The 22,330-nt window shown below is 39.5% G+C and carries 14 protein-coding genes; 4 read left to right on the top strand and 10 right to left on the bottom strand.

Translation table 11 applies throughout. The features are described from left to right. Positions 1–3: 3 nt before the first annotated feature. From ACOWPH_RS23020 to ACOWPH_RS23005, 4 genes are all read left to right on the top strand, one after another. Positions 4–2,595: a CHAT domain-containing protein gene (locus tag ACOWPH_RS23020; protein WP_015212440.1), complete on the top strand. Its 2,592-nt coding sequence runs from the start codon at positions 4–6 to the stop codon at positions 2,593–2,595. A 145-nt stretch (positions 2,596–2,740) separates the two neighbouring features. Next, positions 2,741–4,363 carry a calcium-binding protein gene (locus ACOWPH_RS23015; RefSeq protein ID WP_015212439.1) on the top strand — a complete coding sequence of 541 codons (1,623 nt, stop codon included), beginning with the start codon at positions 2,741–2,743 and terminating at the stop codon, positions 4,361–4,363. A gap of 241 nt (positions 4,364–4,604) precedes the next feature. Then, on the top strand, positions 4,605–5,684 hold the full coding sequence (locus tag ACOWPH_RS23010) for a calcium-binding protein (protein WP_422665624.1): 1,080 nt from the start codon (positions 4,605–4,607) through the stop codon (positions 5,682–5,684). Next, positions 5,620–6,771, top strand: coding sequence for a hypothetical protein (locus ACOWPH_RS23005; protein WP_422665623.1), 1,152 nt, complete (start codon positions 5,620–5,622; stop codon positions 6,769–6,771). Before ACOWPH_RS23010 ends, ACOWPH_RS23005 begins: the two co-directional genes overlap by 65 nt. 253 nt (positions 6,772–7,024) lie before the next feature. Here ACOWPH_RS23005 and ACOWPH_RS23000 read toward each other — a convergent pair whose 3' ends face one another. The 10 genes from ACOWPH_RS23000 to ACOWPH_RS22955 form a co-directional block, all read right to left on the bottom strand. Further along, positions 7,025–7,810 (bottom strand): DUF928 domain-containing protein, encoded by a 786-nt coding sequence (locus tag ACOWPH_RS23000; RefSeq protein ID WP_015212437.1) that lies wholly within the window; start codon positions 7,808–7,810, stop codon positions 7,025–7,027. 131 nt (positions 7,811–7,941) lie between these two features. Further along, a complete protein-coding gene (locus ACOWPH_RS22995; protein ID WP_015212436.1) occupies positions 7,942–10,287 on the bottom strand; it encodes a CHASE2 domain-containing protein in 2,346 nt (781 codons plus the stop codon). Positions 10,288–10,564: 277 nt separating this feature from the next. After that, on the bottom strand, positions 10,565–11,710 hold the full coding sequence (locus ACOWPH_RS22990; RefSeq protein ID WP_015212435.1) for a DUF1822 family protein: 1,146 nt from the start codon (positions 11,708–11,710) through the stop codon (positions 10,565–10,567). 2 nt (positions 11,711–11,712) lie between these two features. Next, positions 11,713–12,924, bottom strand: a complete 1,212-nt coding sequence (locus ACOWPH_RS22985; RefSeq protein WP_015212434.1) for a sigma-70 family RNA polymerase sigma factor — start codon at positions 12,922–12,924, stop codon at positions 11,713–11,715. Positions 12,925–13,181: 257 nt separating this feature from the next. Next, the gene (hpnH, locus tag ACOWPH_RS22980) at positions 13,182–14,201 is read right to left on the bottom strand and encodes an adenosyl-hopene transferase HpnH (protein WP_015212433.1); all 1,020 of its coding nucleotides are present in this window, start codon (positions 14,199–14,201) and stop codon (positions 13,182–13,184) included. 119 nt (positions 14,202–14,320) lie between these two features. After that, positions 14,321–15,304 carry a hopanoid-associated sugar epimerase gene (gene hpnA, locus ACOWPH_RS22975; protein WP_015212432.1) on the bottom strand — a complete coding sequence of 328 codons (984 nt, stop codon included), beginning with the start codon at positions 15,302–15,304 and terminating at the stop codon, positions 14,321–14,323. 517 nt (positions 15,305–15,821) lie between these two features. Then, a complete protein-coding gene (locus ACOWPH_RS22970; RefSeq protein ID WP_015212431.1) occupies positions 15,822–18,515 on the bottom strand; it encodes an efflux RND transporter permease subunit in 2,694 nt (897 codons plus the stop codon). Positions 18,516–18,607: 92 nt separating this feature from the next. After that, positions 18,608–18,862, bottom strand: coding sequence for a hypothetical protein (locus ACOWPH_RS22965; protein ID WP_015212430.1), 255 nt, complete (start codon positions 18,860–18,862; stop codon positions 18,608–18,610). A gap of 335 nt (positions 18,863–19,197) precedes the next feature. Continuing rightward, positions 19,198–19,797: a superoxide dismutase gene (locus tag ACOWPH_RS22960; RefSeq protein WP_015212429.1), complete on the bottom strand. Its 600-nt coding sequence runs from the start codon at positions 19,795–19,797 to the stop codon at positions 19,198–19,200. A 779-nt stretch (positions 19,798–20,576) separates the two neighbouring features. Beyond that, positions 20,577–22,220, bottom strand: a complete 1,644-nt coding sequence (locus ACOWPH_RS22955; protein ID WP_015212428.1) for a bifunctional pantoate--beta-alanine ligase/(d)CMP kinase — start codon at positions 22,218–22,220, stop codon at positions 20,577–20,579. Positions 22,221–22,330: the final 110 nt, after the last annotated feature.

Here is a 22,330-nt window from a genome sequence, read left to right as displayed (position 1 = left end):
ACAATGGCAAAAAAACAGCAGAGATTTTGGCGTAACGTTATAGCTTTTCTGCTTTGTGTACTAACAGGAATAAGTCTAACGCTAATACTCGAATTTAGAACAGTTACAGCCGCAACTGTTCCACCTTTTTCTCCTAGTTCTCCAACTGTACAAGCACAGGAACTTTCAAATTTAATTCAACAAGGTAGAGAACTATATCAAACAGAAAGATATACTGAAGCTGTCAATATTTGGCAATTAGCACTTAAAGCAGAAAAGAACCAAAATAATTTATCATCTCAAGCAATGGTGCTAAATTATCTTTCCTTAGCTTATCAAAAATTGGGACAGTGGCAGCAAGCAAAAAAAGCAATTACTTCTAGTTTTCAGATCCTAGGAAATTTCAAACAAACAACTCCACAAACAGAACTAATTCTAGCTCAAACTTTCAACACTCAAGGAAGTTTAGAATTATCTCAAGGTCAAGCAGAACAAGCTTTAAATACTTGGCAGCAAGCAACCAACATTTACACTGAAACTGGCTACATACAGGGCAGAATTGGTAGTTTAATCAATCAGGCACAAGCCCAACAAGCTTTAGGTCTTTACCTCCAAGCACGTAAAACGCTCATAGATGTCGAAAAAACACTAGAAAATCAGCCAGATAGACAATTAAAAACTACAGGTTTGCGTAGTTTGGGTAATGTTCTCAGATTATTAGGTGCTTTTGATGATTCTCGGAAAATATTACAACAAAGTTTACAATTATTACAAAGTGCAGATAATCTAGATAAACTAGAAAAAAGCTCCACATTACTCAGTTTAGGTAACACAGCTTATGCCCAAGGAGATAAAGAATCTGCATTAAAATACTACGCACAAGCTGCCACAACCGAGCCTAAAAATATCACGGAAATTCAAGCACAAATTAATCAAATATATATATTAATAAAAACTGAAAAATTAGTAGATGTAAGAAATACCTGGTTACAGTTACAGCTAAATTTAGCTAAATTATCTCCTAGTCGTTCCACAATTTACGCTCATATTAATCTAGCGAAAAGTTTGGGAAAATTGGGAAATCAAAAAAACGAATCTGCCAAATTATTAGTAACAGCACTGCAACAAGCTAAAAGTATCAATGACCAAAAAGCCCAATCTTATGCTTTAGGTTATTTAGGTGGATTATATGAACAAACTCAGCAATGGTCAAATGCTCAAGAATTAACCGAACAAGCTTTACAACTAGCACAAGCCATTAATGCGTCAGAAGTTTCTTATCAATGGCAATGGCAATTAGGAAGAATTTTAAAAGCTCAAGGGTCAATTAAAGCAGCAACAGATGCTTATCAAGTCGCCTTCACAACATTAAAATCTTTGCGGAGTGATTTAGTTGCAGTTAACACTGATATTCAATTTTCTTTTAGAGAAACGGTAGAACCTGTATATCGTGAATATGTAGAATTACTTTTAAATGCAGAAACAAATAAAGAACCCAGTCAAGAGCAGCTAAAACAAGCCCGGAAAGTTATTGAATCATTACAATTAGCAGAACTTGATAACTTTTTTCGTTCCGCTTGTCTAGAAGGACAAATAGTACCAATTGAACAAATTCAACAATCACAAGCAGCAGTAATTTATCCAATTATTCTCAAAGATAAACTAGAAGTAATTCTGAGTTTACCACAGCAAGGATTACATCACTACACTGCTCAAGTTTCTCAAATTGAACTTGAAGAAGTTGTTGAAAAACTCAGATTTAATTTAGAAAAACCTTATACAACTCCCGAAGGAAAATTATTATCTCTAAAAGTCTATGATTGGTTAATTCGCCCCGTACAAACAGAACTTGCTCAAAGTCAGGTAAAAACATTGGTTTTTATTTTAGATGGTGCTTTGCGAAATATCCCAATGGCTGCTTTATATGATGGCAAACAATATTTATTAGAAAAATACAGTGTGGCACTCACGCCCGGTTTAGAATTATTGGGTCCTCGTCCTTTACGGCAAAGTAGGCTGAAAACTTTGGTAGCTGGACTGACAGAAGCCCGACATGGATTTAGTTCTTTACCTAATGTCAATGAAGAATTAAAAGCAGTTGAATCAGAAGTACCTAGTGAAGTTCTCTTGAATAAGACATTTACGAGTACAGCATTACGTCAACAAATTGACTCTCTCCCCTTTTCTGTGGTGCATTTAGCAACTCATGGTCAATTTAGTTCCAATGCTGATGAAACCTTCGTATTGGCTTGGGATAAACCCATGAAAGTGAATGAATTAAAAGATTTACTTCGCAGTCGAGAAAAAACTAGACCTGAACCTATTGAGTTACTGGTTTTAAGTGCTTGCGAAACTGCGGAGGGAGACAAACGAGCCGCTTTAGGACTGGCTGGGATAGCAATTCAAGCCGGCGCACGCAGTACCTTAGCTTCTCTTTGGAGTCTAGATGATGAATCTGGGGCGCTGCTCATTCGTCAATTTTATAAAGAACTCGCAACTAAGCAAGTGACAAAGGCAGAAGCACTGCGACTAGCTCAACTTTCACTATTAAAAGACCCAGATTATCGACATCCTGTGCATTGGGCATCTTATGTACTGCTGGGAAATTGGCTGTAGTAGGTTACTCAAAAAAATTTTTTAGATTTGTTCCTTTGACTTTGCATAAACCTCAAAAGTGAACCGTGTAACTCAGCAAGGAGTTGAAAAGCTAACACCCAACTCCATTACACAAAAATTTTGCAAGAATTAAGGACAAACTAAAATGTCTACATTTGGTACATACACAGGTGACGAGCAAAATAATATCTTTACTGCACCTAATGACGGCTCATCTTGGGTGATTTATGGAGAAGGCGGCGATGATATCCTCACTGGTGGGACTGGTGACGATACCATAAACGGCGATGAAGGCAACGATACCATAACTGGTGGAGAAGGTTATGATTATCTTTCTGGTGGGGAAGGTGATGATTTATTGGTTGATATCCAAGGTAATGTCAATGGTGGTGGCGGTACTGATACTCTCAGGGCAGACTATAGCCAGTTCGACAATGGTTTTGGTGTTCATGTTGGATATGCGGGATACAACATCATCTTTAGTCGCCGTGATGCCAGTGGTTTACTGACTTACAGCAATATTGAGAAGTTTGACATCACAGGCACAAAATATGACGATGTTTTGCAAGGTGCTGCTGATAGCGACACTCTCAGAGGTGGTGGTGGTAATGATGAAATCAATGGTGCGGCTGGTTATGATTACCTCTTTGGCGGAGATGGGAATGACGTTTTAATTGACACTGAAGGCAATATTGATGGCGGTGCAGGTACTGACATTTTAGTGGCTGACTATAGCCAGTTCAATAATGGTGCTGGTATTGATGTGGGATACAGTGGACAAAATGCCATCGTCAGCAGTCTCACTTATAATGCCGTACTCAATTACAGCAATATTGAGCGATTTAACATCACAGGCACACAATATGCTGATATTCTCCGGGGTGGGTCTGGTGATGACACTCTCAATGGTGCTGGTGGTAATGATCAAATAATCGCCGGAGCAGGTAATGATATTGTGATTGATACCCAAGCTTCTATTGATGGTGGTGTTGGTGTTGATACTCTAGTTGCCGACTACAGCCTGTTCAATAATGGTGCGGGTATTGATGTGCAACAAAATGCTATTTTTAGTCGCCAAACAGGTAATTTTTTACTGGGTCATGTGAATGTTGAGCGATTTAACATTACAGGCACACAATATGATGATATTCTCCGGGGTGGTGCTAGTGATGATATCCTCAGCGGTGGTGCTGGCAATGATATTTTGATAGATGCGAATGGTACGGTTGATGGTGGTGCTGGTATTGATACTTTAGTAGCTGATTACACTGCCAAAGTGGATGGCGCTGGTATTCATTTGGGGTGGAATGGTTCAAATAATGTTTTTAGTCGTGTCAATGGTCAGGTTTTGGTTAATGTCTCTAATATAGAAAAATACAATATTACCGGTTCACAATATCAAGATGTTTTTGAGGGACGTTCAGATAATGACATCTTCAATGGTGGCGCTGGTAATGACATCTTCTATGGCGATGCTGGTAATGATACTCTAATCGGTGGGACTGGTAATGATACTCTTTACGGTGGTGTAGGTGCAGACAGCTTTGTTTTCAACTCCAGTCTAGAAGGCTTAGACGTTATCAAAGATTTCAGTTGGGTGCAAGGTGATAAGATTCAGATTTCTAAAGTTGGGTTTGGTGTTACTAACCTCAATAGTTTCAGTTATAACGATGTTACTGGGGGCTTGTTCTTCCAAGGTACTCAATTGGCCACTCTTGAGAATAAACCTGCTGGATTCTCGATTAATTTAGACGTTCAGCTTGTTTAAAACTTTGATCTAAAAAATGCTGAAGGTTTTCTACCTTCTTTTAAGATTGTTATTTTCTAAAAACTCAAGCGCAATTTTAATAATCAATTTCACCCAGTCTAAGACTGGGTTTTTTTGTTTAAGAACGGGACTCATGACAGGGTTTTTATTTTTTATTTTTCACATTGCTGCATAAACTCCAAAAGTCAACCGTGTAACTCAGCAAGGAATTCAAATTTGCAAATATAAAGGACAAACTAAAATGCCTCGATATACAGGTGACAATAACAATAATATCTTTACCGCACCTAATGATGGTTTATCTTGGGTGATTTCTGGAAAAGGCGGCGATGATATCTTAACTGGTGGAAATAATGATGACATCATAAATGGCGATGAAGGTAATGATACTATCTACGGTGGTGGTGGCAAGGATAATATCAATGGTGGGGAAGGTTACGATTATATATATGGTGGAGATGGTGATGATATTTTAGTTGATACCCAAGGTAGTGTTGATGGTGGCGCTGGTATTGATTTTTTAAAGGCAGATTATAGCCAGTTTGATAATGGTGCTGGTATTCATGTGGGATGGTTGGGATACAACATTATTTTTAGTCGCGTTGATGGTAGTGGTTTACTAACTTACAACAATGTTGAAAGGTATGAAATCACAGGCACAAAATATGTAGATATTTTGCAAGGTGGCGATTATAATGACAACCTCAATGGTGAAGCTGGTGATGATGTAATCTATGGTGGAGGTGGTAATGATCATTTAAATGGTGGTGCTGGTTTTGACTATCTCTTCGGTGGGGATGGTAATGATAATTTAATTGATATTCAAGGAATTGTTGATGGTGGTGCTGGTTCTGATACTCTAAAAGCAGACTATAGCCTGTTTAATAATGGTGTTGGGATTGAAGTGGGATATAACGGAGAAAATGCTATTTATAGCAATTACAATATTAATCCCAATGGTCTAAATTCTTCTATCCCGGCTTCAGTCTTGCTTACATATAGCAATGTTGAAAAGTTTGAGATTACAGGTACACAATATAACGATATTTTGCGGGGTGGCGCTAATAATGACATTCTCAATGGTGGTAGTGGTTATAACTACCTTTATAGTGGCGCTGGTAATGATAATTTAATTAATATTCAGGGATTTGTTGATGGTGGTGCTGGTTCTGATACTCTAAAAGCAGACTACAGCCAGTTCAATAATGGTGTTGGGATTGAGGTGCAGTATTACGGTCAAAATGCCATATATAGCAATGACAACAGCATACTACCTGGTAGTTTCTTGGGTTATAATGCTTCTGTTTTTACTTACATATAGCAATGTTGAAAAGTTTGATATCACTGGTACACAATATGCAGATAAACTGCGGGGTGGTGCAAACAATGACATTCTCGATGGTGGTGGTGGTAATGATGAAATTAGTGGTGGGGTTGGTAATGATATTTTAAATGGTGGTGATGGAAATGATGTTTTAATTGACATAGATGGAATTGTTGATGGTGGTGAAGGAATTGATACTCTAATTGCTGACTACAGTCAGTTTAATAATGATGCTGGTGTCTATTTTGGAGTCTTTAGTAGAGAAGGAATCCACAGTTTATTAGGGGGTGAAGTTTTACTTGATTACACTAATATTGAGCAATTTCATGTAACTGGTACGCAATATGGAGACTTGCTTGCTGGAAGCGATCGCAATGATATCCTTAATGGTGGTGCTGGTAATGATGGTATTGGTGGTGGTGCTGGTTATGATTACCTCTTTGGTGGTGACGGTGATGATACTTTAGTTGATATAGATGGAAATGTTGATGGTGGTGCTGGTACTGACACTTTAAAAGCCAACTACAGTCAATTTAATAATGGTTTTGGGATTGAAGTGGGATACAATGGAGAAAATCTAATCTATAGCAACATTCTTGGCAGTAGTGGTTCTACTGATCTCAATCCCTCATACATTAACGCTTCTAACAGTAGTAGTAATCCCTTATACTCTGGTACTTCTGACAGTGGTAGCGATGATTTATCCTCTAGTTTTACCCTGCTTAGATATAGCAATATTGAGAAGTTTGAGATTACTGGTACACAATATGCTGATAAACTGCGGGGTAGCACTGGCGATGATACTTTAGTGGGTGGATTTGGTAATGATATCCTTACAGGTGGATCTGGGGCTGATAAATTTGTCTTCAACTCTATTTTAGAAGGCTTAGACATTATCAAAGATTTTAGTTGGATAGAAGGTGACAAGATTCAGATTTCTCAAGTTGGATTTGGTATTACTGACCTCAATAGTTTCAGTTACAATAACGCTACTGGTGGCTTGTTATTCCAAGGAAATCAATTCGCTACTCTTGAGAATATACCTGCTGGTTTCGCAGTTAGTTTAGATGTTCAGCTTGTTTAAGATTTCCTATAAATTGGTTTCCCAAATTCATAATCTCAAGCCTAATAAACACAGCACTCAGAAATTATTTTTAATTCCTAGAGTGTTTTTTTATCCCATAGGACTTACGCACAAGACAAGGAAAGTAGCGGTAATACTGCAACGGGCAAGCAAGCTACATGAATTACCACTACGGAAGAATCAGGTTTTCGGTCACATCTTGCGTAAGTCCTGTCCCACATTACGGAATGTGGGTTTAACTATTGCATTATGTCTATTGTTTGGTTGTGCAACAAGGAACAATAGAAGCAGACGCAGAATTATCTAAATTAACTTGTTTAAGCAACTCAGCCCAAACAGATGTAATTTCTGGATCTATAGGTTTACTGTTTTGCATTTGTTCACCTAAAGTCGTTAATGCATCTTGCCAAATACCATTTTCAGCAAAAATAACGGCTTTTTCTAAAGGTGTTTTAGCCGTTTCTAGTTGTTTTTTCAAGTTTGAATTGAGCGCAATTTGTGTCATTGAACCTCGAACATAAACGGAAGCAGAAGGTTTATCTGGATCACAAGAGATGGAAAAAGTCCAACGATAAGATTTACCTGTTTCTAATGGTACTGTTGGTTTTACAGCTAGGCTAATTACGCCGGCTGGTGTTTCTGGAGGATTAAATTTTGTTTGATAAACATAATTATCTGCTTCGTCTTGAATTACAAACTCTACGGGAACTTTGGGGGTTAATTTATCAGGTACAAAAAACCAAAATGTTGGGGTTTGAGATGCTGAGTTTCCCCAAACTATATCTTTATTTTCGGTTTTAGTTACAGGTACTAATGCTGTCAGGGTTTCATATTGCTTACATGGCCCACGACTGCCCCCACCTCTACGTCGTCCTTTTGGTTCTCCTGGCTGTTCTTGTACTACCGGTGCAATATACTTGATTTTGGTAGTTGATGCTAAAGTTTGAGCCTGAATTTGCCAATTTCCTGGTAAATTAAAAATGCTCAAATTTATTGCAGAGATGATGGTGAGAGTATGAAACCAAAGTATTTTTTTCATGGGAATAATTAATTTTTTAATTACAAAATAGTGTTGATAAATTGTTATACAAATTACTAAGTCAAAATTCGTGATTTTTAATAGGGAATATGTCAATTCAAAATTTTAAAATGCCTGGTTTCGGTCGCCTATTACCTGTCACTTGCTATTTTTGTTTTGATATAGGTAATTTGAATACTGGAAACTAGTAAAGAAATTATTGGTGGTACTAAGGGTATCCAACCTCCTTGAATGAGTATGATTAAGCAGAGTCCAAATAGTGTGATTATTGCGATCGCTAAGACAATAATTAAATAAGTGATTTTTCTAACATACCAAGCTAGTAATCCTCCTGTGAAAGACCAATACCAAATCCAGCCGATTTCACTCCATTGCGTCCAAACCCATAATAAGGGGCGGTTGTCTAAAGCAGCACTGATCATTTGGCTCACCATCTGTGCTTGAATGAATATGCCTGGTACAACTTCTAAAGGGCTTTTACTATAGGGTGTAGACCAATAATCACTACTGCTATTACTGGTGACACCGATCAGAATAATTCTATTTTTGAGGGCATTGGGGTTAATTTGCCCGTTTAGGACTTGGCTCATGGTAACTTGTGGGGCGATTGCTTGCACAGAGGGTGAAAAACGATAATTTAGCAAAATCTGGCTACCTTGGGCATCTATCGAGTGATAACCACCACTTCTTTTGTGCAAACGTCCGAAGGTTTTATTCCCTAGTTGTAAATTCCAATCTGGTGTAAATTTGGCGGTAATTCCTCGTGATTGCAGATATAAAAATGCTAACCGAGTGCTAAAGGCATAAGCTGGTGTGCAAGTTGATGAGATGGGATTTGGGGTCATGGCCATCAAATGACGGCGCAGTATACTATCCTCGTCTTGGACAAAATCGCTAAAACCTAACCTTGCTTCTGGGATTTCTGGTGGGGGTGAAATGCCTGTGGGGTCATATTCTGGATCAGCACGTTTACAAATAGCAAAAAAGCGATCGCTTTTTTGCATCCGTTTGGCTAGTTCTGGTTGGTTCACACTCACAGGAAAATCCCGGTATATATCTAAACCGATGACCGCTGGTTGATATTGTTCGAGTTTAGTTAGTAATAAGTTGAGATATTTATCTGAAAGTGAACCTTGTCTAGGTTCTTGTCCCTGTGCTTGAATATCTTGGTCAGTGACAGTTACAACCAACAAACGGGGGTCTGGTTGTTCTTGGGGGCGCGATCGCATTAATTGGTCAAATGCTGCCAATTCTAGGGCTTGCAGTCCCCCTATGAGTCGTATTAATACGATAGATAAAGTAACCATTGAACTACCAATAAAAACAATTGGTAACTGGCGTAAATTGGGACGTGAAAATTTTAAACCCAATTGCTGACCACACAAATCCTGCCAAGTTGGGGATATTTCGGCGGGATTTTGGCAAATAACAGGCAGCCAAGTAGCGCAGGGGAAATCATTTTCTAGAGACTGTAACCTCTCCCTAGCTTCCCTAACTGCTGTATACAAAGTTTGTCCTTGCGAAGAAAAAGCAGTGAGGAAATGCTTGAGAAATTCCTGTGCAACCCGGTCTGGGACAGGTTCCCGCATGACAATTACTTGCGGTAAATGCAAATCAGCTAAATCTTCTGCGATTCCCAAACCATCACAAGAGTTAAAAATTGCTAACTGCAAACCTTGTGCGATCGCTTTTTGCAAACCATACTTTAATTGATCAATAGTCAAAGTTTCCTGGGGATTCAATACCATTTTCCCTTTTCCTTGGCTGGAACTATGCCCCGCAAAAAAGAGAATATCCCAACCAGATGCCCATAATTGTTCTGTAAGTTGGCAACGGTTGGGTTCAACTAAAAACTTAAGTTCAGCATTAGGTAATTGCTGAAGTAAATTTTGGTCTTTCTCCACATCAATGTGATGGCTATCTCCCAAAATCGCTAAAATTCTCACCTTACCATTAGTCTTGCGGGAATTATTTTTAATTGCACGGCTATATTCAGGAGGACTGAGGGCTATTTCTGCTAATGGGTAATCATTAAAAAAATGCCATAAACACCAAGGTAATTTTAAAACCTGATCACATTCAGCCGTAATAACGCAGCGAATTTCATCTGTAGGTAAAAGTTGGGTACGTAGTTTGCGGTCAATATTTAGAAATGCTAAACTATTCAGCCATGTATTCAGAGTTTTCTGGAATTCTTGGCAAATACTTTCAAACTCAGCTTGAGAAATATTGGTAACGTCTTCTTCTTCAATTTCAAATTCAGAAATATTGCGATTACGCCATCCTAAACTGGCATATAAAGCTGTATACAATTTTTGCCAACGTTGATAAAGATACTCTAATTGTGGTGCAGCAGGTAATCCACCTGTAAATTGCATGGGATTAAGAACATCCGTTTGCCAAAGTTGAGCTATGACCGTGGAAAACCCTTGGTGTAAGTTTCCTTTTCCTAAATTTAGGACGATCAATTTACTCATGGTTGGTAATTTGTAATTTGTAAGAGATTATTTCTCATTCCCATACTCTGTATGGGAATGAATTGTAGAAGGTTCTGCCTGTGGATCTAGCGGAGCATACGCCAAGCTGCGTTAACGATGATATCAGAGGCAGAGCCTCTGTAATGGCATTCCCAGTCAGAGCCTGGGAACGAGATAACCAGATAAAGTCCTCATCTTAATCCTGTTCATCCTTAAATCCTGGAAATCCTGATTCAGACAAAAGTTTAGCATTGCGCTTTACCCCTACAATAATTAATTAACATTCAAACTCTTCCATAAAGCTGAAATCATCAAGAATTACCTGAAGGCTAAATCTTGTATTAAGTGGACAGCGAAACCGTTTTAGTTGAATCGAATTATCTGCCTCCCTGGCTGTTACTGATTGCACAACATCGCCTGATGCAGAAATCAACGCTAGTCTAACATTATTAGGTAAATAAGAATTGCGATTATTCGGATATAATTGAGCGCGGATTCCTAATCTTCCATCTGTTTCTGCTGTCAATGTCAACATCAAAACCAATGCTTGATTAGCATTTTGTATAGGTAAATTAATTACCTTTACACGTTGAATTAATTCTTCAGCGACATTATTGGCTTGACGAAAGCTAAAGGCTAAATTTGCTTCTGTACCAAATAAAGATTCTATTGTTTGCCAGCTATTTGTAACTACATTCTCAAACCACTGACGCAAATTAATAATTGTTGTATTCTGTGTTGGTTGTAAAAAGTCTTCGCTTTCTAATAATGCTCCCCAAATTTCAAAGGGCAATTCTAAGCGAGGATTAGTAATTGTTGGACTGGCTAATCTCTGCTTGAGGTTTTCTGCTTGGGTAGCTGATAAAACAGGCAGTGGGGGAATCGCAGTTTGTGTTTGTTCTTCGGGATATAATTGACGTACAACCCACAGTACATTCAAATCCTCAATCATCTGATTGGCTTCCAAAGAGTAAGTCCTCTCTTGAGGATCGTAGCTACCTTGATTTTTTAATTGTTCATGGGTGGTATAACCCCAAATTTGCATCCACTGTCCATCAGGATTAACTTGTACTGCTAGATAATAATCTCCAGCTAACTTAGGAATATCTATCCATTCTTGTGGGACGTTAAATTCTCTAGTTTCTAAATTTTTATCTGGAATCAGAATCAGGCGCTTTGTATCCAGATTTATCGCCGTACCGCTGACTACTTCCCAAATTTGGGGAAGGGTTTCTACAGTAGCTTCTGGTGCATATTCTGTTTGTAACCATGGTAGAAAGGTACTCAGGCATACTTGATTAAGAAAAGCATTCCAACGACCGAGAGGACTCACAAAAGACTGGCTTTGTTGCCAAGATTGGTTTTGTACCTCTAAAGACACCTCTAAGTAGAGTTGAGTAGGGGGGACACAGAACAGAGACATAACTATTTCTCCTCTGAGGAGTGAGATTCCAGATTACGGAAATAATTCTGTAACCACTCCTCCAACACGACACTAATATATTTGACCACGTTGGAAGTTGGAGAAATATGCATTGTCTCCTGACCCCATTTCGTAATAGCCAGCAGTAGGGATTCTCTAGCTTTAGCTAATTGACGTGAAACTTGATATTGCTGGATTTGTTGCTGTTGGGCAATTTGTTGTTGGATGAGTCCTTGTTGATAATATAGCTGCAATAACTGTTGTGATTGGGGAGTGAGTTTTCCTAGGGCAGTGATTAACAGGTTGTGTATTTCTATTTGTTGATTTTTTTGCGTTTCCGCTTCTTCCTGGTCAATTAAACTAGCCAATAAAGATTCATGAGCATTATCTGCTAAATCATCTTGTAATTCACCTTCTGTTTGTCCTAACTTCGGTAAGTTGAGGGAAGAAACCACTGGATAAAGATAAGCACGTGCGTGTTTGGCACAAAAAACCAGCCATTTTTCTAGAGTTTCGGCATTGCATTCTATTTCAGGGGGGTTGAGGGTCAAGCGATCGCGGTTGTAAAATTGAGTTATGGTATCCCAAGTATCCTGGTCAGGTCTTTGCAACTTGCGAACACCTGGTGATTTGCCGAGAATATAACCATCTGTAAAACTTTTCCAAGCCAAGAGATAACGAGTAATTATCTTATCTGTCACTCCGGCATTTTGTAAGGCTTCCTGGAGTCGCTTGCGGCTTAATTTTAGCAATAAGGCCCAATCGTTGGCATAATCTATTTCTTGTTTTTGGCGCAAGGCATCGCGGATAATATTGCCAAAAGCTACAGTGCTATAACTTTTGAGACTAGCTTTTTGGTTGGGGTCACAACCTTTGAGGATTTTTGGTACTTGAGCGATCGCTATTTGAAAACAGTCTGATAAACTACTCTGTAAGCTGGCAAATTGGGGAATTGTTCTTTTTACAGCCCAATAACAGGTTTCCTGCAAGTAAGCAGATAGATGTCCAAGTGCTAAGGAGTTGGGCTGAGTTTGCCAAGCCTTATGCCAGTAAATCGCCCAAAAATTTTCTGCGCTTTGTGTTTGTGGTATTTGTAATAAAAGATTTTGAATGTTGCGACGCAGTTTAGCATCATATACCCAACCATTGAAGTGTTCAGCTTCAAATTGCAGGAAAGTCGCAAACATTTCCACTATACTTTGCCGAGTACGCATGAATTAATAGTTTGCCAAATAGAATTTAGATGTTGAAATCAAGCTTAAAAAAATACCCAAAAGTTTCTTGTGGTGCGGGCATCTTGCCTGCAAATTATCAAGGACGGGCAGGATGCCCATCCCACAAAATTAAGGACTTTATTTTTTGATTATCCCTTACTGAATTGAAGGATTAACAAAGATGAATCCTAATAAATTACTCTTTCATCCTGTATATCCTTATCATTCCCAAAATCCTGATTCTGAGAGTTTTCAAATTACCCCCTACCAAACACAGTTCCCAAAGAACGGGCTATATTTTGTGGTTGCATAGCATCCATTGCTGCGGTTGGTTCGTAACCACAATGAACCATACAATCAGCACATTTAGGATTACCACTCTTTTGTCCATATTGACTCCAATCAGTTTCATCTAACAACTGTTTGAAACTTGTATAGTATCCTTCATTCAAGAGATAGCAAGGTTTTTGCCAACCGAGAACACTATAACTAGGACTACCCCAAGGAGTGCATTCATAGTCTTTCTCACCAATAAGAAAATCTAAAAATAAGGGGTTGTGATTAAAGTTCCAGTTCTTTTTACCAGATGTGTAAGGTGTGAGAATTTCTCTGAATAAAGCGCGGGTTTGTTCTCTTTGCAGAAAATGATCTTGATCTGGGGCCCATGCGTAACCGTAACCAGGAGAAATCATCATGCCATCAGTTCCCAGAGTTTCCAGAAAATCAAAAAACTCTTGCATTTCTTGGACATCGCAACCTTCAAAAATAGTTGTGTTAGTCGTGACACGGAAACCTTTAGCTTTAGCAGCGCGAATTGCTTGGACAGCAGTATCAAAAACGCCTTTACGGTCTACACATTTATCATGCCATTCTCGCATTCCATCAAGATGAACGCTAAAACTCAGATAAGGTGAAGGTTGAAATTTATGGAGACTCTTTTCTAATAACAAACCATTTGTACACAAGTAAACATATTTCTTGCGTTCAACTAAACCCTTAACAATTTCATCAATTTGGGGATGTAATAGGGGTTCTCCTCCAGGAATAGAAACCACAGGTGCGCCACATTCTTCTACTGCTGCAAAACATTGTTCTGGGGTCAGGTTTTGTTTGAGTATTTCTGTGGGATGTTGGATTTTTCCACAGCCTGTACAAGCTAAGTTACACCGAAACAGCGGTTCTAACATTAATACTAATGGGAAGCGTTTACGTCCTAATAGACGTTGCGTAACTAGATACTTGCCGATATCAATTGCTTGTTGTAGATTAATCGCCATTTAACTATTCTCCTCTCTTGATAACACCACTTAAGTTGGTAATTGGTAATTGGTGATTGGTGATTGGGAAGAATAAACTCTTGCCTTTTGCCTTTTGCCTTTTTACTGTCACCTGTCACCTACTTCACGTAACCATTAGACACAAACCAATCAACAGCGTCTTTGAGTGCTACACTCACAGGGGACTGAGGTAGACCAAGTTCGCGGACGGCCTTGGAAGCATCATAATACATTGGTTGCTGTGCCATGCGGACACCATCTATGGGAACTGTGGGGGTTTTCCCTAAAGGTGCGAGGATTTTTTCTTCTATCCAAGCCACGGTTAAAGGTAACAAAGCTGGAACGGATATTTGCGGTGCTTTTAATCCTGTGATGTCGGCTAGTATTTCTAGCAGTTGTTTGAGGCTGAGGTTTTGATGTCCTAAGATATAGCGATCGCCTCTTTGACCTTTTTCTAAAGCCAGCAAGTGTCCTCTAGCCACGTCTCTCACGTCAATAAAGTTCAAACCTGTATCCACATAAGCCGGCATTTGTCGCCGCAAAAACCGCAGGATTATATATCCTGTGGGTGTGGGTTTAATATCCATAGTTCCAATGGGACTGCTAGGATTAACTATGACAATATCTTGACCTTGTTTTGCAGCGTCCATTGCTACTTGTTCAGCTAGGAATTTAGACTTCTTATAGTCTCCCACCAATTTCTCTACAGGACTCTGATGGGTTTCATCAACCACTTGACCAGATTTCCCGACTCCAATAGCCGCTACAGAACTTGTGTAAACTGTGCGTTCAATTCCCGCTTTTTGGGCTGCTGCTAAAAGATTGCGCGTTCCTTCCACATTATGACGATAGAGTATTTCTCTGTCTTTTTGCCAGAGGGAATAATGGGCAGCAACATGAAACAGGTAGTTACAACCCTGCATCTGTTTCCAGATTTGCGGATCATTTAAATCACTTTTAACAAAATCTATTTCTAAACCTCGCAAATTTCCCAGGTTACTACTCCCACGTACTAAAGCCGTAACTTTATAGTTTGACTGTAAAAGCGATCGCACTACATGAGAACCTACAAATCCTGTACCACCAGTCACAAAAGCCCGCATTCAATGACCTCTCACTCCTCAATATTTCATTATTGTCTGAATCAGGATTTACAGGATAAAAGGATTTACAGGATTTATCAAAAAACTGGGTTGTCTTCCCTGATTAATAATTTTGATTTATGATAAACCAATTCTCAATAACTTTTTTTATTCAAAAAATTCTTTTTTTAGGGGTTGCAGTAGAGGTCAACGTGGTAAAATATCTATATTAATATAATGGAGCATAAGTTAAATTTTTATTTAAGGACATACTCCCATTATCAAAATATCATTTTCAGAGAAAAAAGTCAACAGGGTTAAACCCCAAAAAACAAATTTTTTTTTGAACTTTTGCAATTTTTTTGAAACTTTAAAACGTCGGAAATAGGATTCAGACAAAAAAATAATACCACAAACAAACATCCTGTAAATCCTTAAATCCTGTAAATCCTGATTCAGACAATTTAATTAATTTGGTGCGTCAATTTTTTCAATTCACTAATTGTAAAATTAACTTTTTGACGCACCCTACAAGCTGTTATTGAGTCATATTCTTCCTGGGAAACCAATCATCTAAAATTGCATAGACAACCGGCACAACAATCAAACTGAGGATAGTGGAAGTTACCAAACCGCCAGCAATAGCTACAGCCATAGGCGATCGCAATTCTGAACCCGCACCAAAACCCAAAGCAATGGGTAACATCCCTAAAAGAGTAGAGACAGTAGTCATCATAATTGGTCGAAGTCTAACTGGCCCAGCTTTGAGAATAGCTTCCGTGCGTTCTAAACCTGCTCGCCGTAACTGATTAATGTAATCAACCAAAACAATAGCGTTTTTATTTGCCAGTCCTAGCAAGAACACAAAACCAATCAGCGAAATCATGCCAAAATCACTCTTAGTAAAGAGTAATGCTAACATCGCTCCTACAACCGCTAACGGTAAAGAAACACCGATTACTAAAGGATCTACCCAGCTTTTAAACAGTAAAATCAACACAACAATGATACACAAAGCCGATAAAATCAAAGTTGAAATAAAACTACCAAAAACTTCATTTTGTCGGGCAGAATCTCCACCTAACCCTAAAGTGATATCAGCAGGTAAAACTCCTTTGGCTTCCGCTACAATTTTGTCTGTAGCATCACCCAAGGTTAAACCCTGACCCAAATTAGCACTGATATATGCAACCCGTTCCTGGTTCAGCCGTTCAATTTGAAAAACCTGATCTGCATTGTTGGTATCTCCTGTAACTGTGACATCAGCAAATCCTGGGATTTTGGTAATGCGGTCTTTAATAGACTTAGCCGCTTGATTCAAAGCTTTGAGATCATTACCGCGAAGTGCTATCTGTAAAGGTTTTTCTCCACCAGTATCCACAAATTGAATATCTTCCACACTGGTAGTCACACCAGGAAGTGTAGGTAAATTTTGGCGTAATTGGTCTTGTAATTCTGCCGTTTTAATCGTGCGATCTTCCTTCAGCTTGACATAGAGAGTTCCCTTATTTGGCTCACCCCCACGAGAACCAACAGTAGTAAAAACTGTTTCCACATCTGGGAATTTTCTCACCTCTGCTTCTAGTTTTTTCGCCACCTCTAAAGAGTCATTGAGAGGGTTAGGAATAGGTAATAGGGACTGAGGACTGGGGACTGGGGACTGGGAATTTATTTCCCTCCTGCCTTCTAGTTGTAATGCTGCCAAATCAGGTATTTTCGGCAAAGGAGCAGTGTAAGTAATATTAAATTCACCGCGATCTAATTTGGGAATAAAACCCTTGGGAATAAAGGGAACTAGGGCAATACCAGCAATAAAACTGAGTACGGCTAAGGCAATAACTATTTTGCGGTGGTTCAAAGACCAAGAGAGTAAATTGCGATAAGCTTCCGTAAAATAAACCCCAATTTTATTTTCTTTGCGTTGGGAAGTTGTCGCAGGTGGTTTGAGCCAATAAATAGATAACACCGGTGATAAAGTCCGCGCTACCAATGTAGAAGCAATATAGGAGGCAGAAACGGTGATTCCAAATGGCTCGAAAAACTGCCCGACGACTCCACCCATTAAACCGATAGGTAAGAATACTGCTACGGCTGTGGCAGTTGTGGCGACTACTGTTAAACCAATTTCATCGGTAGCTAAGTGTGCGGCTTCGCGGGGACTTTGCCCTTCTTCGATGTGCCGTAAGATGTTTTCTACATCAATGATGGCATCATCAATGACACTACCAATCACTAAAGCTAAGGCTAACAACGTAATTGTTTCTAGGTTGAAGCCGAAAATCGCCATGACGATAAACGTGGCTAACAACGATGTGGGAATTGCCAAAGCCGAAATTAAAGTGGCTCGCCAATTCCATAAAAATGGGAAAATTACGACAATTGCCAAGATGATAGCTTCTATCAACGCATCTATGGTTGATTTGGTGGCTTGGCGGATATATTCTGCTTGGGTAGCCGCTAGGGTGAGGTTGACATCTTTTAAGGTAGAACGCAGGTTTTGTACTTCCTGTTCGACTCGACTCACTACTTCTAAGGTATTAGCATCTCCACGCTTGATGACTTGAAATGCTAGTACATCTTGACCATTAAATCTGACTAAATTTGCTCCCCCTTGAGTTAAAGCCGCCGTGGCATTGCTAGGATTTAGAGGAGGGGATTTTGGAGGAGCGCCTAACAGTGAGACTTTGAGAACTCCTGGCAATTGTGCGATCGCAGGTAAAATTTTCTCATCAGCCAATTTCTGCAAATCACCCAAATTTCCTGACTGACTCTCAATGGCATAACTAATGACTGATGACTCATTCAGGTTTAAAGGAATAATCTTATATTTAGCTCCTTCAGGTAGTTTTAACTCCTTCAGTGCGCTAGTAGTTTTGTTAGTAGATTTTTCTAAATCTGTACCAACCGCAAACAACAGGCTAACAGCACTTTGCCCCGGATAAGTTGAGGAACGGATATTTTCAATTCCTGCCAGGGACTTGAGGCTTTCTTCCAGTGGTTTCGTTAACTTGGTTTCTGTATCTAAAGCAGAAGTTAAGGGTGCTTGGGCATTTACCACCACCACCGGAAAGGTAATATCTGGAAACAAAGCGTATTTGAGGGAACTGAAAGCGAGAATACCCGCTGCTGTTACCGCTATCCAAAAACATACCGTCAACCACGAAAATTTAATTGCCCATCTGGATATATTAAAAACTTCGCGTGCGGATTTTGAGCTATTAGTCTGTTCCATCTTGGGAAATCAATCATCCTGCCGCTGACACAATCATTTGTCATGCTACATTAATGGCCTACATTTTGGACATTTTTGTAAACGGCTACATCCTAATCTTGTGGATGGTGGAGAGCGATCGCGGGAGACTTTCTCACCACTACTTCCAGTTTCTTAGCAACATCCACAGAATCATTTAGAGGATTAGGAAGAGGAATTGGAGATGATAAAGCAGCGAAAGCAGCAGCCGAAGAGGAATTTATTTGTCCTCTTATGTTCGATTCTCCTTGTCCCGGTAGCCTTCCTGGTTCTCCTCGTTGTTCTTGTCCTACTTGCGCCAATAGTCGGGGATCAGGAACACTAGGCAAGGCAGAAATATAGACTATATTGAACTCGCCTCGGTCAAGTTTGGGAATAAAGCCTTTGGAAATCAGGGTAATCAGGCAAAACCATTAACTAAACTAATAACAGTCAACCGTGGTTTAAAGACCAGGCGAGCAAGTTGTAGTAAATTTGATTAAATTGCACCCCAATTTTACTTTCACGCTGTGAACAGCTAGATTTTCAGGGTTGGAGCCAATAAATTACCAATACAGGGGATCAAGAAGCCTACTGAGACGTAAACGCCTCAGTAGGCTTTATTAAAAATCCCCTGCTGGTTAGGCATGGGGACTGTCAATGAAAGCTTTCTATCAAAGGTTGATTAAGCAGCTAGATTTGCAGCAGCAAATTCCCAGTTAACCAATTGATCTAAGAAATTTTTGATGAATGCTGGACGCGCATTTCTGTAGTCAATGTAGTAGGCGTGTTCCCAAACATCTAGGGTGAGAAGTGCCTTTTTACCATGAGCTAAAGGGTTTTCTGCATTTGGTGTCTTAATCACCTTCAGCGTACCACCATCATCAATTAACCAAGCCCAACCGCTACCAAACTGGGTTGCAGCCGCAGTAGAAAATTCTTCTTTGAATTTGTCAAAACTACCAAAATCTTTGTCAATCTTAGCAGCTAGTTCACCGGTAGGAGCGCCACCACCTGCGGGTTGGAGTGAGTTCCAAAAGAAGGTATGGTTCCAAACTTGAGCCGCGTTGTTGAAGATACCAGCTTTAGAGGAGTCTTTGAAGGAAATTTGAATTACTTCTTCGAGGGACTTATCAGCAAGTTCTGTACCATCGGTGAGCTTGTTGAGGTTATCTACATAAGCTTTATGATGCTTACCATAGTGATATTCAAAGGTTTCACCTTTCATACCATAAGGCTCTAGAGCATTAAAGTCGAAGGGTAGTGGAAGTTGTGAAAATGCCATGTTTTGAAATCCTCTCTTTACTGTTTTCTAGTTTAAAGCTATTGCCTAAACTTAGAAAACTACAGGTTTTGTATTGATTCAGTTTTTTATCCTTGATATTGGGATATAAAACTTAACTTAGTCATTTTACTACCAAAGTCAAGGTTAAACCAAAGTAATTTGGCAATAAGTCAATTTTGGAGAGATTTCTGATGATAAATAAAAATTTCTAATAGTCATCTGCCGAGTTAATTAGCCATTTGTGAAAGATTATCCTCAAATTTAGGTTTCCAAATATGCACATATCCAGTATAATTAACCTCTTCCCCTGAAGCGGTTAAAGATAGGTTAATTTTTTGCAAAAACAAGATCTCCGACCTCCCTAAAAAGTAGGAGATAATAGAATTTCTATAGTTTGAAAATGCAACAAGGAGAATGATTTAAATATATCTTTAGTTAGATGAATTATGATTTAAAGGTTTTACAATATTGAATACAATATTTTCTAATATACCATTGAATATATAGAACACTTTAGATTTATGAACTTACAAAAAAGGGAATAGGGAAGAAACTTTCAAATCTTGACCATATCTCGTTATCTCGTTCCTAGTCTCTGACTAGGAATGCTATCACAGAGGCTCTGCCTCTACTCTCATTGATAACGCCAGAGCATTAGAATTCATTCCCATACAGAGTATGGGAACGAGAAAAACCTCGAATCTATTGATTCCTGATTTTATAATTCTCCGAACTCCGAACTCCGAACTCCGAACTCCGAACTCCTGACTCCTGAATTTTTACCGTTGAGACAAGCGATCTTGGTAATAATTAACAATTTGCGCTGCTACTTCAGAAGGGCTAAGTCCATCAGTTTGAACTTCTACTGCATCTACTGCTTTTTGTAAGGGAGAAATTTTGCGAGTGCTATCTTTGTGATCTCGTTCTGCAATATCTCGTTCCAACTGTTCTAAACTAACTTCAGGCTGACCTTGTTTTGTAAAGTCTTGCTGACGACGACGTGCGCGTTCACCAACAGAAGCAGTTAAAAAGATTTTCACTTCTGCATCTGGGAAAACATGAGTACCAATATCCCGTCCTTCAGCGACTAAACCACCTCGTTTACCCCAGTTTTGCTGTTGTTTGACCAGTGCTTTACGAACTGCGTTTTGGGCGGAGATGGCTGAGACTTGTGATGTTACCTCAATGGTGCGAATTTCTTGAGTTACATCATTACCATTAATCCACACTTGTACAGGAGATTGTAGGGTTTGACTGGGAGTAAGTTCAATTTTACACTGGTTAGCTAATTCTGCGATCGCACATTCATCATCAATAGCAACTCCTTTTTGCAGCACTAGCCAGGTAATAGCCCGGTACATAGCACCCGTATCTAAATACACTAAACCTAACTGGGTTGCCACTTGGCGAGCCACTGTCGATTTACCAGCACCCGCAGGGCCATCAATGGCGATGATAGGTTGGCGTAGCTCGTCATACACATCCCGCAAGATAGTGTTATCAATCAAACGTGTAGAACCAAGACGGGCTGCAATCGCCAGCATTCCTTCTTCCTCAACTTTTGTTAAAAACATCAATGTATTCGGTTCAACCAATTCAATATATTCGACATAGATAGTGCTGATCTTTGCGATTTCTTGCCACACCAATGCTATCAGCTGGCTACTGTTGCGATCGCCAGCACGAAACGCCGCTTCAGCTTGCCGCAGGCCTTTAAATAACACCGTAGCTTGCTCTTTTTCCGTTGCAGTCAAATATTGATTACGAGAACTCAAAGCCAAGCCGGAAGTTTCCCGCACCGTTGGACAAGCAACAATTTCTATCGGCAAATTTAAATCAGCCACTAGCCGTTTAATAATTGCCAGTTGTTGACCATCTTTTTGACCAAAGTAGGCTCGGTCAGGCTGAACCAAATTGAAAAGCTTGGTGACAATCGTCGCCACACCTTGAAAATGACCAGGCCGATAACTACCACACAAGCTATTTATCATACCAGATGGAGGGATGACTTGTGTAACTGGAGTTTCTTGTATATTCTTCTGAGAAATTCCCATTTCTTCCGGAGTAGGGGCAAAAATCGCATCCACTCCAGCTTGTTCACAAAGTTTTTGGTCTTGCTCTAAAGTACGGGGATAGCGTTGATAATCTTCCTTGGGGCCAAATTGCAAGGGATTAACAAAAATACTAACAATCACCGTAGAATTTTCTTGCCTAGCTCGTTCAATAAGACTGAGATGACCTTGATGTAGACCCCCCATAGTTGGGACTAAACCAACTTCTGTCCAATACCAAGTAGTCTGATCATCAAATAATAGCTCCTCTGGAAGCATTAGATTGCTTTCCGTAGGCGTAAGTCTGGCCGCCTTGCGGCGACGTTGAGTTAAATAACAGCGTAAAGCTGCAACTGTTGTCAGCAGGCGCACAAAATACCCCTAGTTCTTATCTATCCTCTCCCCCGTTAGTTTATATCTGATAGCGGAGCGTGGCGCAAGCCATAATCGAGGGAAGAGATTGTTGAACTAGAGGCATTGAA

The sequence above is a fragment of the Anabaena sp. PCC 7938 genome, from assembly GCF_049315035.1.
Lineage (GTDB): Bacteria > Cyanobacteriota > Cyanobacteriia > Cyanobacteriales > Nostocaceae > Anabaena > Anabaena cylindrica.
This window is presented reverse-complemented; position numbering and strand designations above follow the sequence as displayed.

Bases quoted from the DNA above. Each gene is read 5' to 3' on its own strand.
- ACOWPH_RS23020 (WP_015212440.1), top strand. From the start codon at position 4: ATGGCAAAAAAACAGCAGAGATTTTGGCGTAACGTTATAGCTTTTCTG.
- ACOWPH_RS23015 (WP_015212439.1), top strand. From the start codon at position 2,741: ATGTCTACATTTGGTACATACACAGGTGACGAGCAAAATAATATCTTT.
- ACOWPH_RS23010 (WP_422665624.1), top strand. From the start codon at position 4,605: ATGCCTCGATATACAGGTGACAATAACAATAATATCTTTACCGCACCT.
- ACOWPH_RS23005 (WP_422665623.1), top strand. From the start codon at position 5,620: ATGACAACAGCATACTACCTGGTAGTTTCTTGGGTTATAATGCTTCTG.
- ACOWPH_RS23000 (WP_015212437.1), bottom strand. From the start codon at position 7,810: ATGAAAAAAATACTTTGGTTTCATACTCTCACCATCATCTCTGCAATA.
- ACOWPH_RS22995 (WP_015212436.1), bottom strand. From the start codon at position 10,287: ATGAGTAAATTGATCGTCCTAAATTTAGGAAAAGGAAACTTACACCAA.
- ACOWPH_RS22990 (WP_015212435.1), bottom strand. From the start codon at position 11,710: ATGTCTCTGTTCTGTGTCCCCCCTACTCAACTCTACTTAGAGGTGTCT.
- ACOWPH_RS22985 (WP_015212434.1), bottom strand. From the start codon at position 12,924: ATGCGTACTCGGCAAAGTATAGTGGAAATGTTTGCGACTTTCCTGCAA.
- hpnH (WP_015212433.1), bottom strand. From the start codon at position 14,201: ATGGCGATTAATCTACAACAAGCAATTGATATCGGCAAGTATCTAGTT.
- hpnA (WP_015212432.1), bottom strand. From the start codon at position 15,304: ATGCGGGCTTTTGTGACTGGTGGTACAGGATTTGTAGGTTCTCATGTA.
- ACOWPH_RS22970 (WP_015212431.1), bottom strand. From the start codon at position 18,515: ATGGAACAGACTAATAGCTCAAAATCCGCACGCGAAGTTTTTAATATA.
- ACOWPH_RS22960 (WP_015212429.1), bottom strand. From the start codon at position 19,797: ATGGCATTTTCACAACTTCCACTACCCTTCGACTTTAATGCTCTAGAG.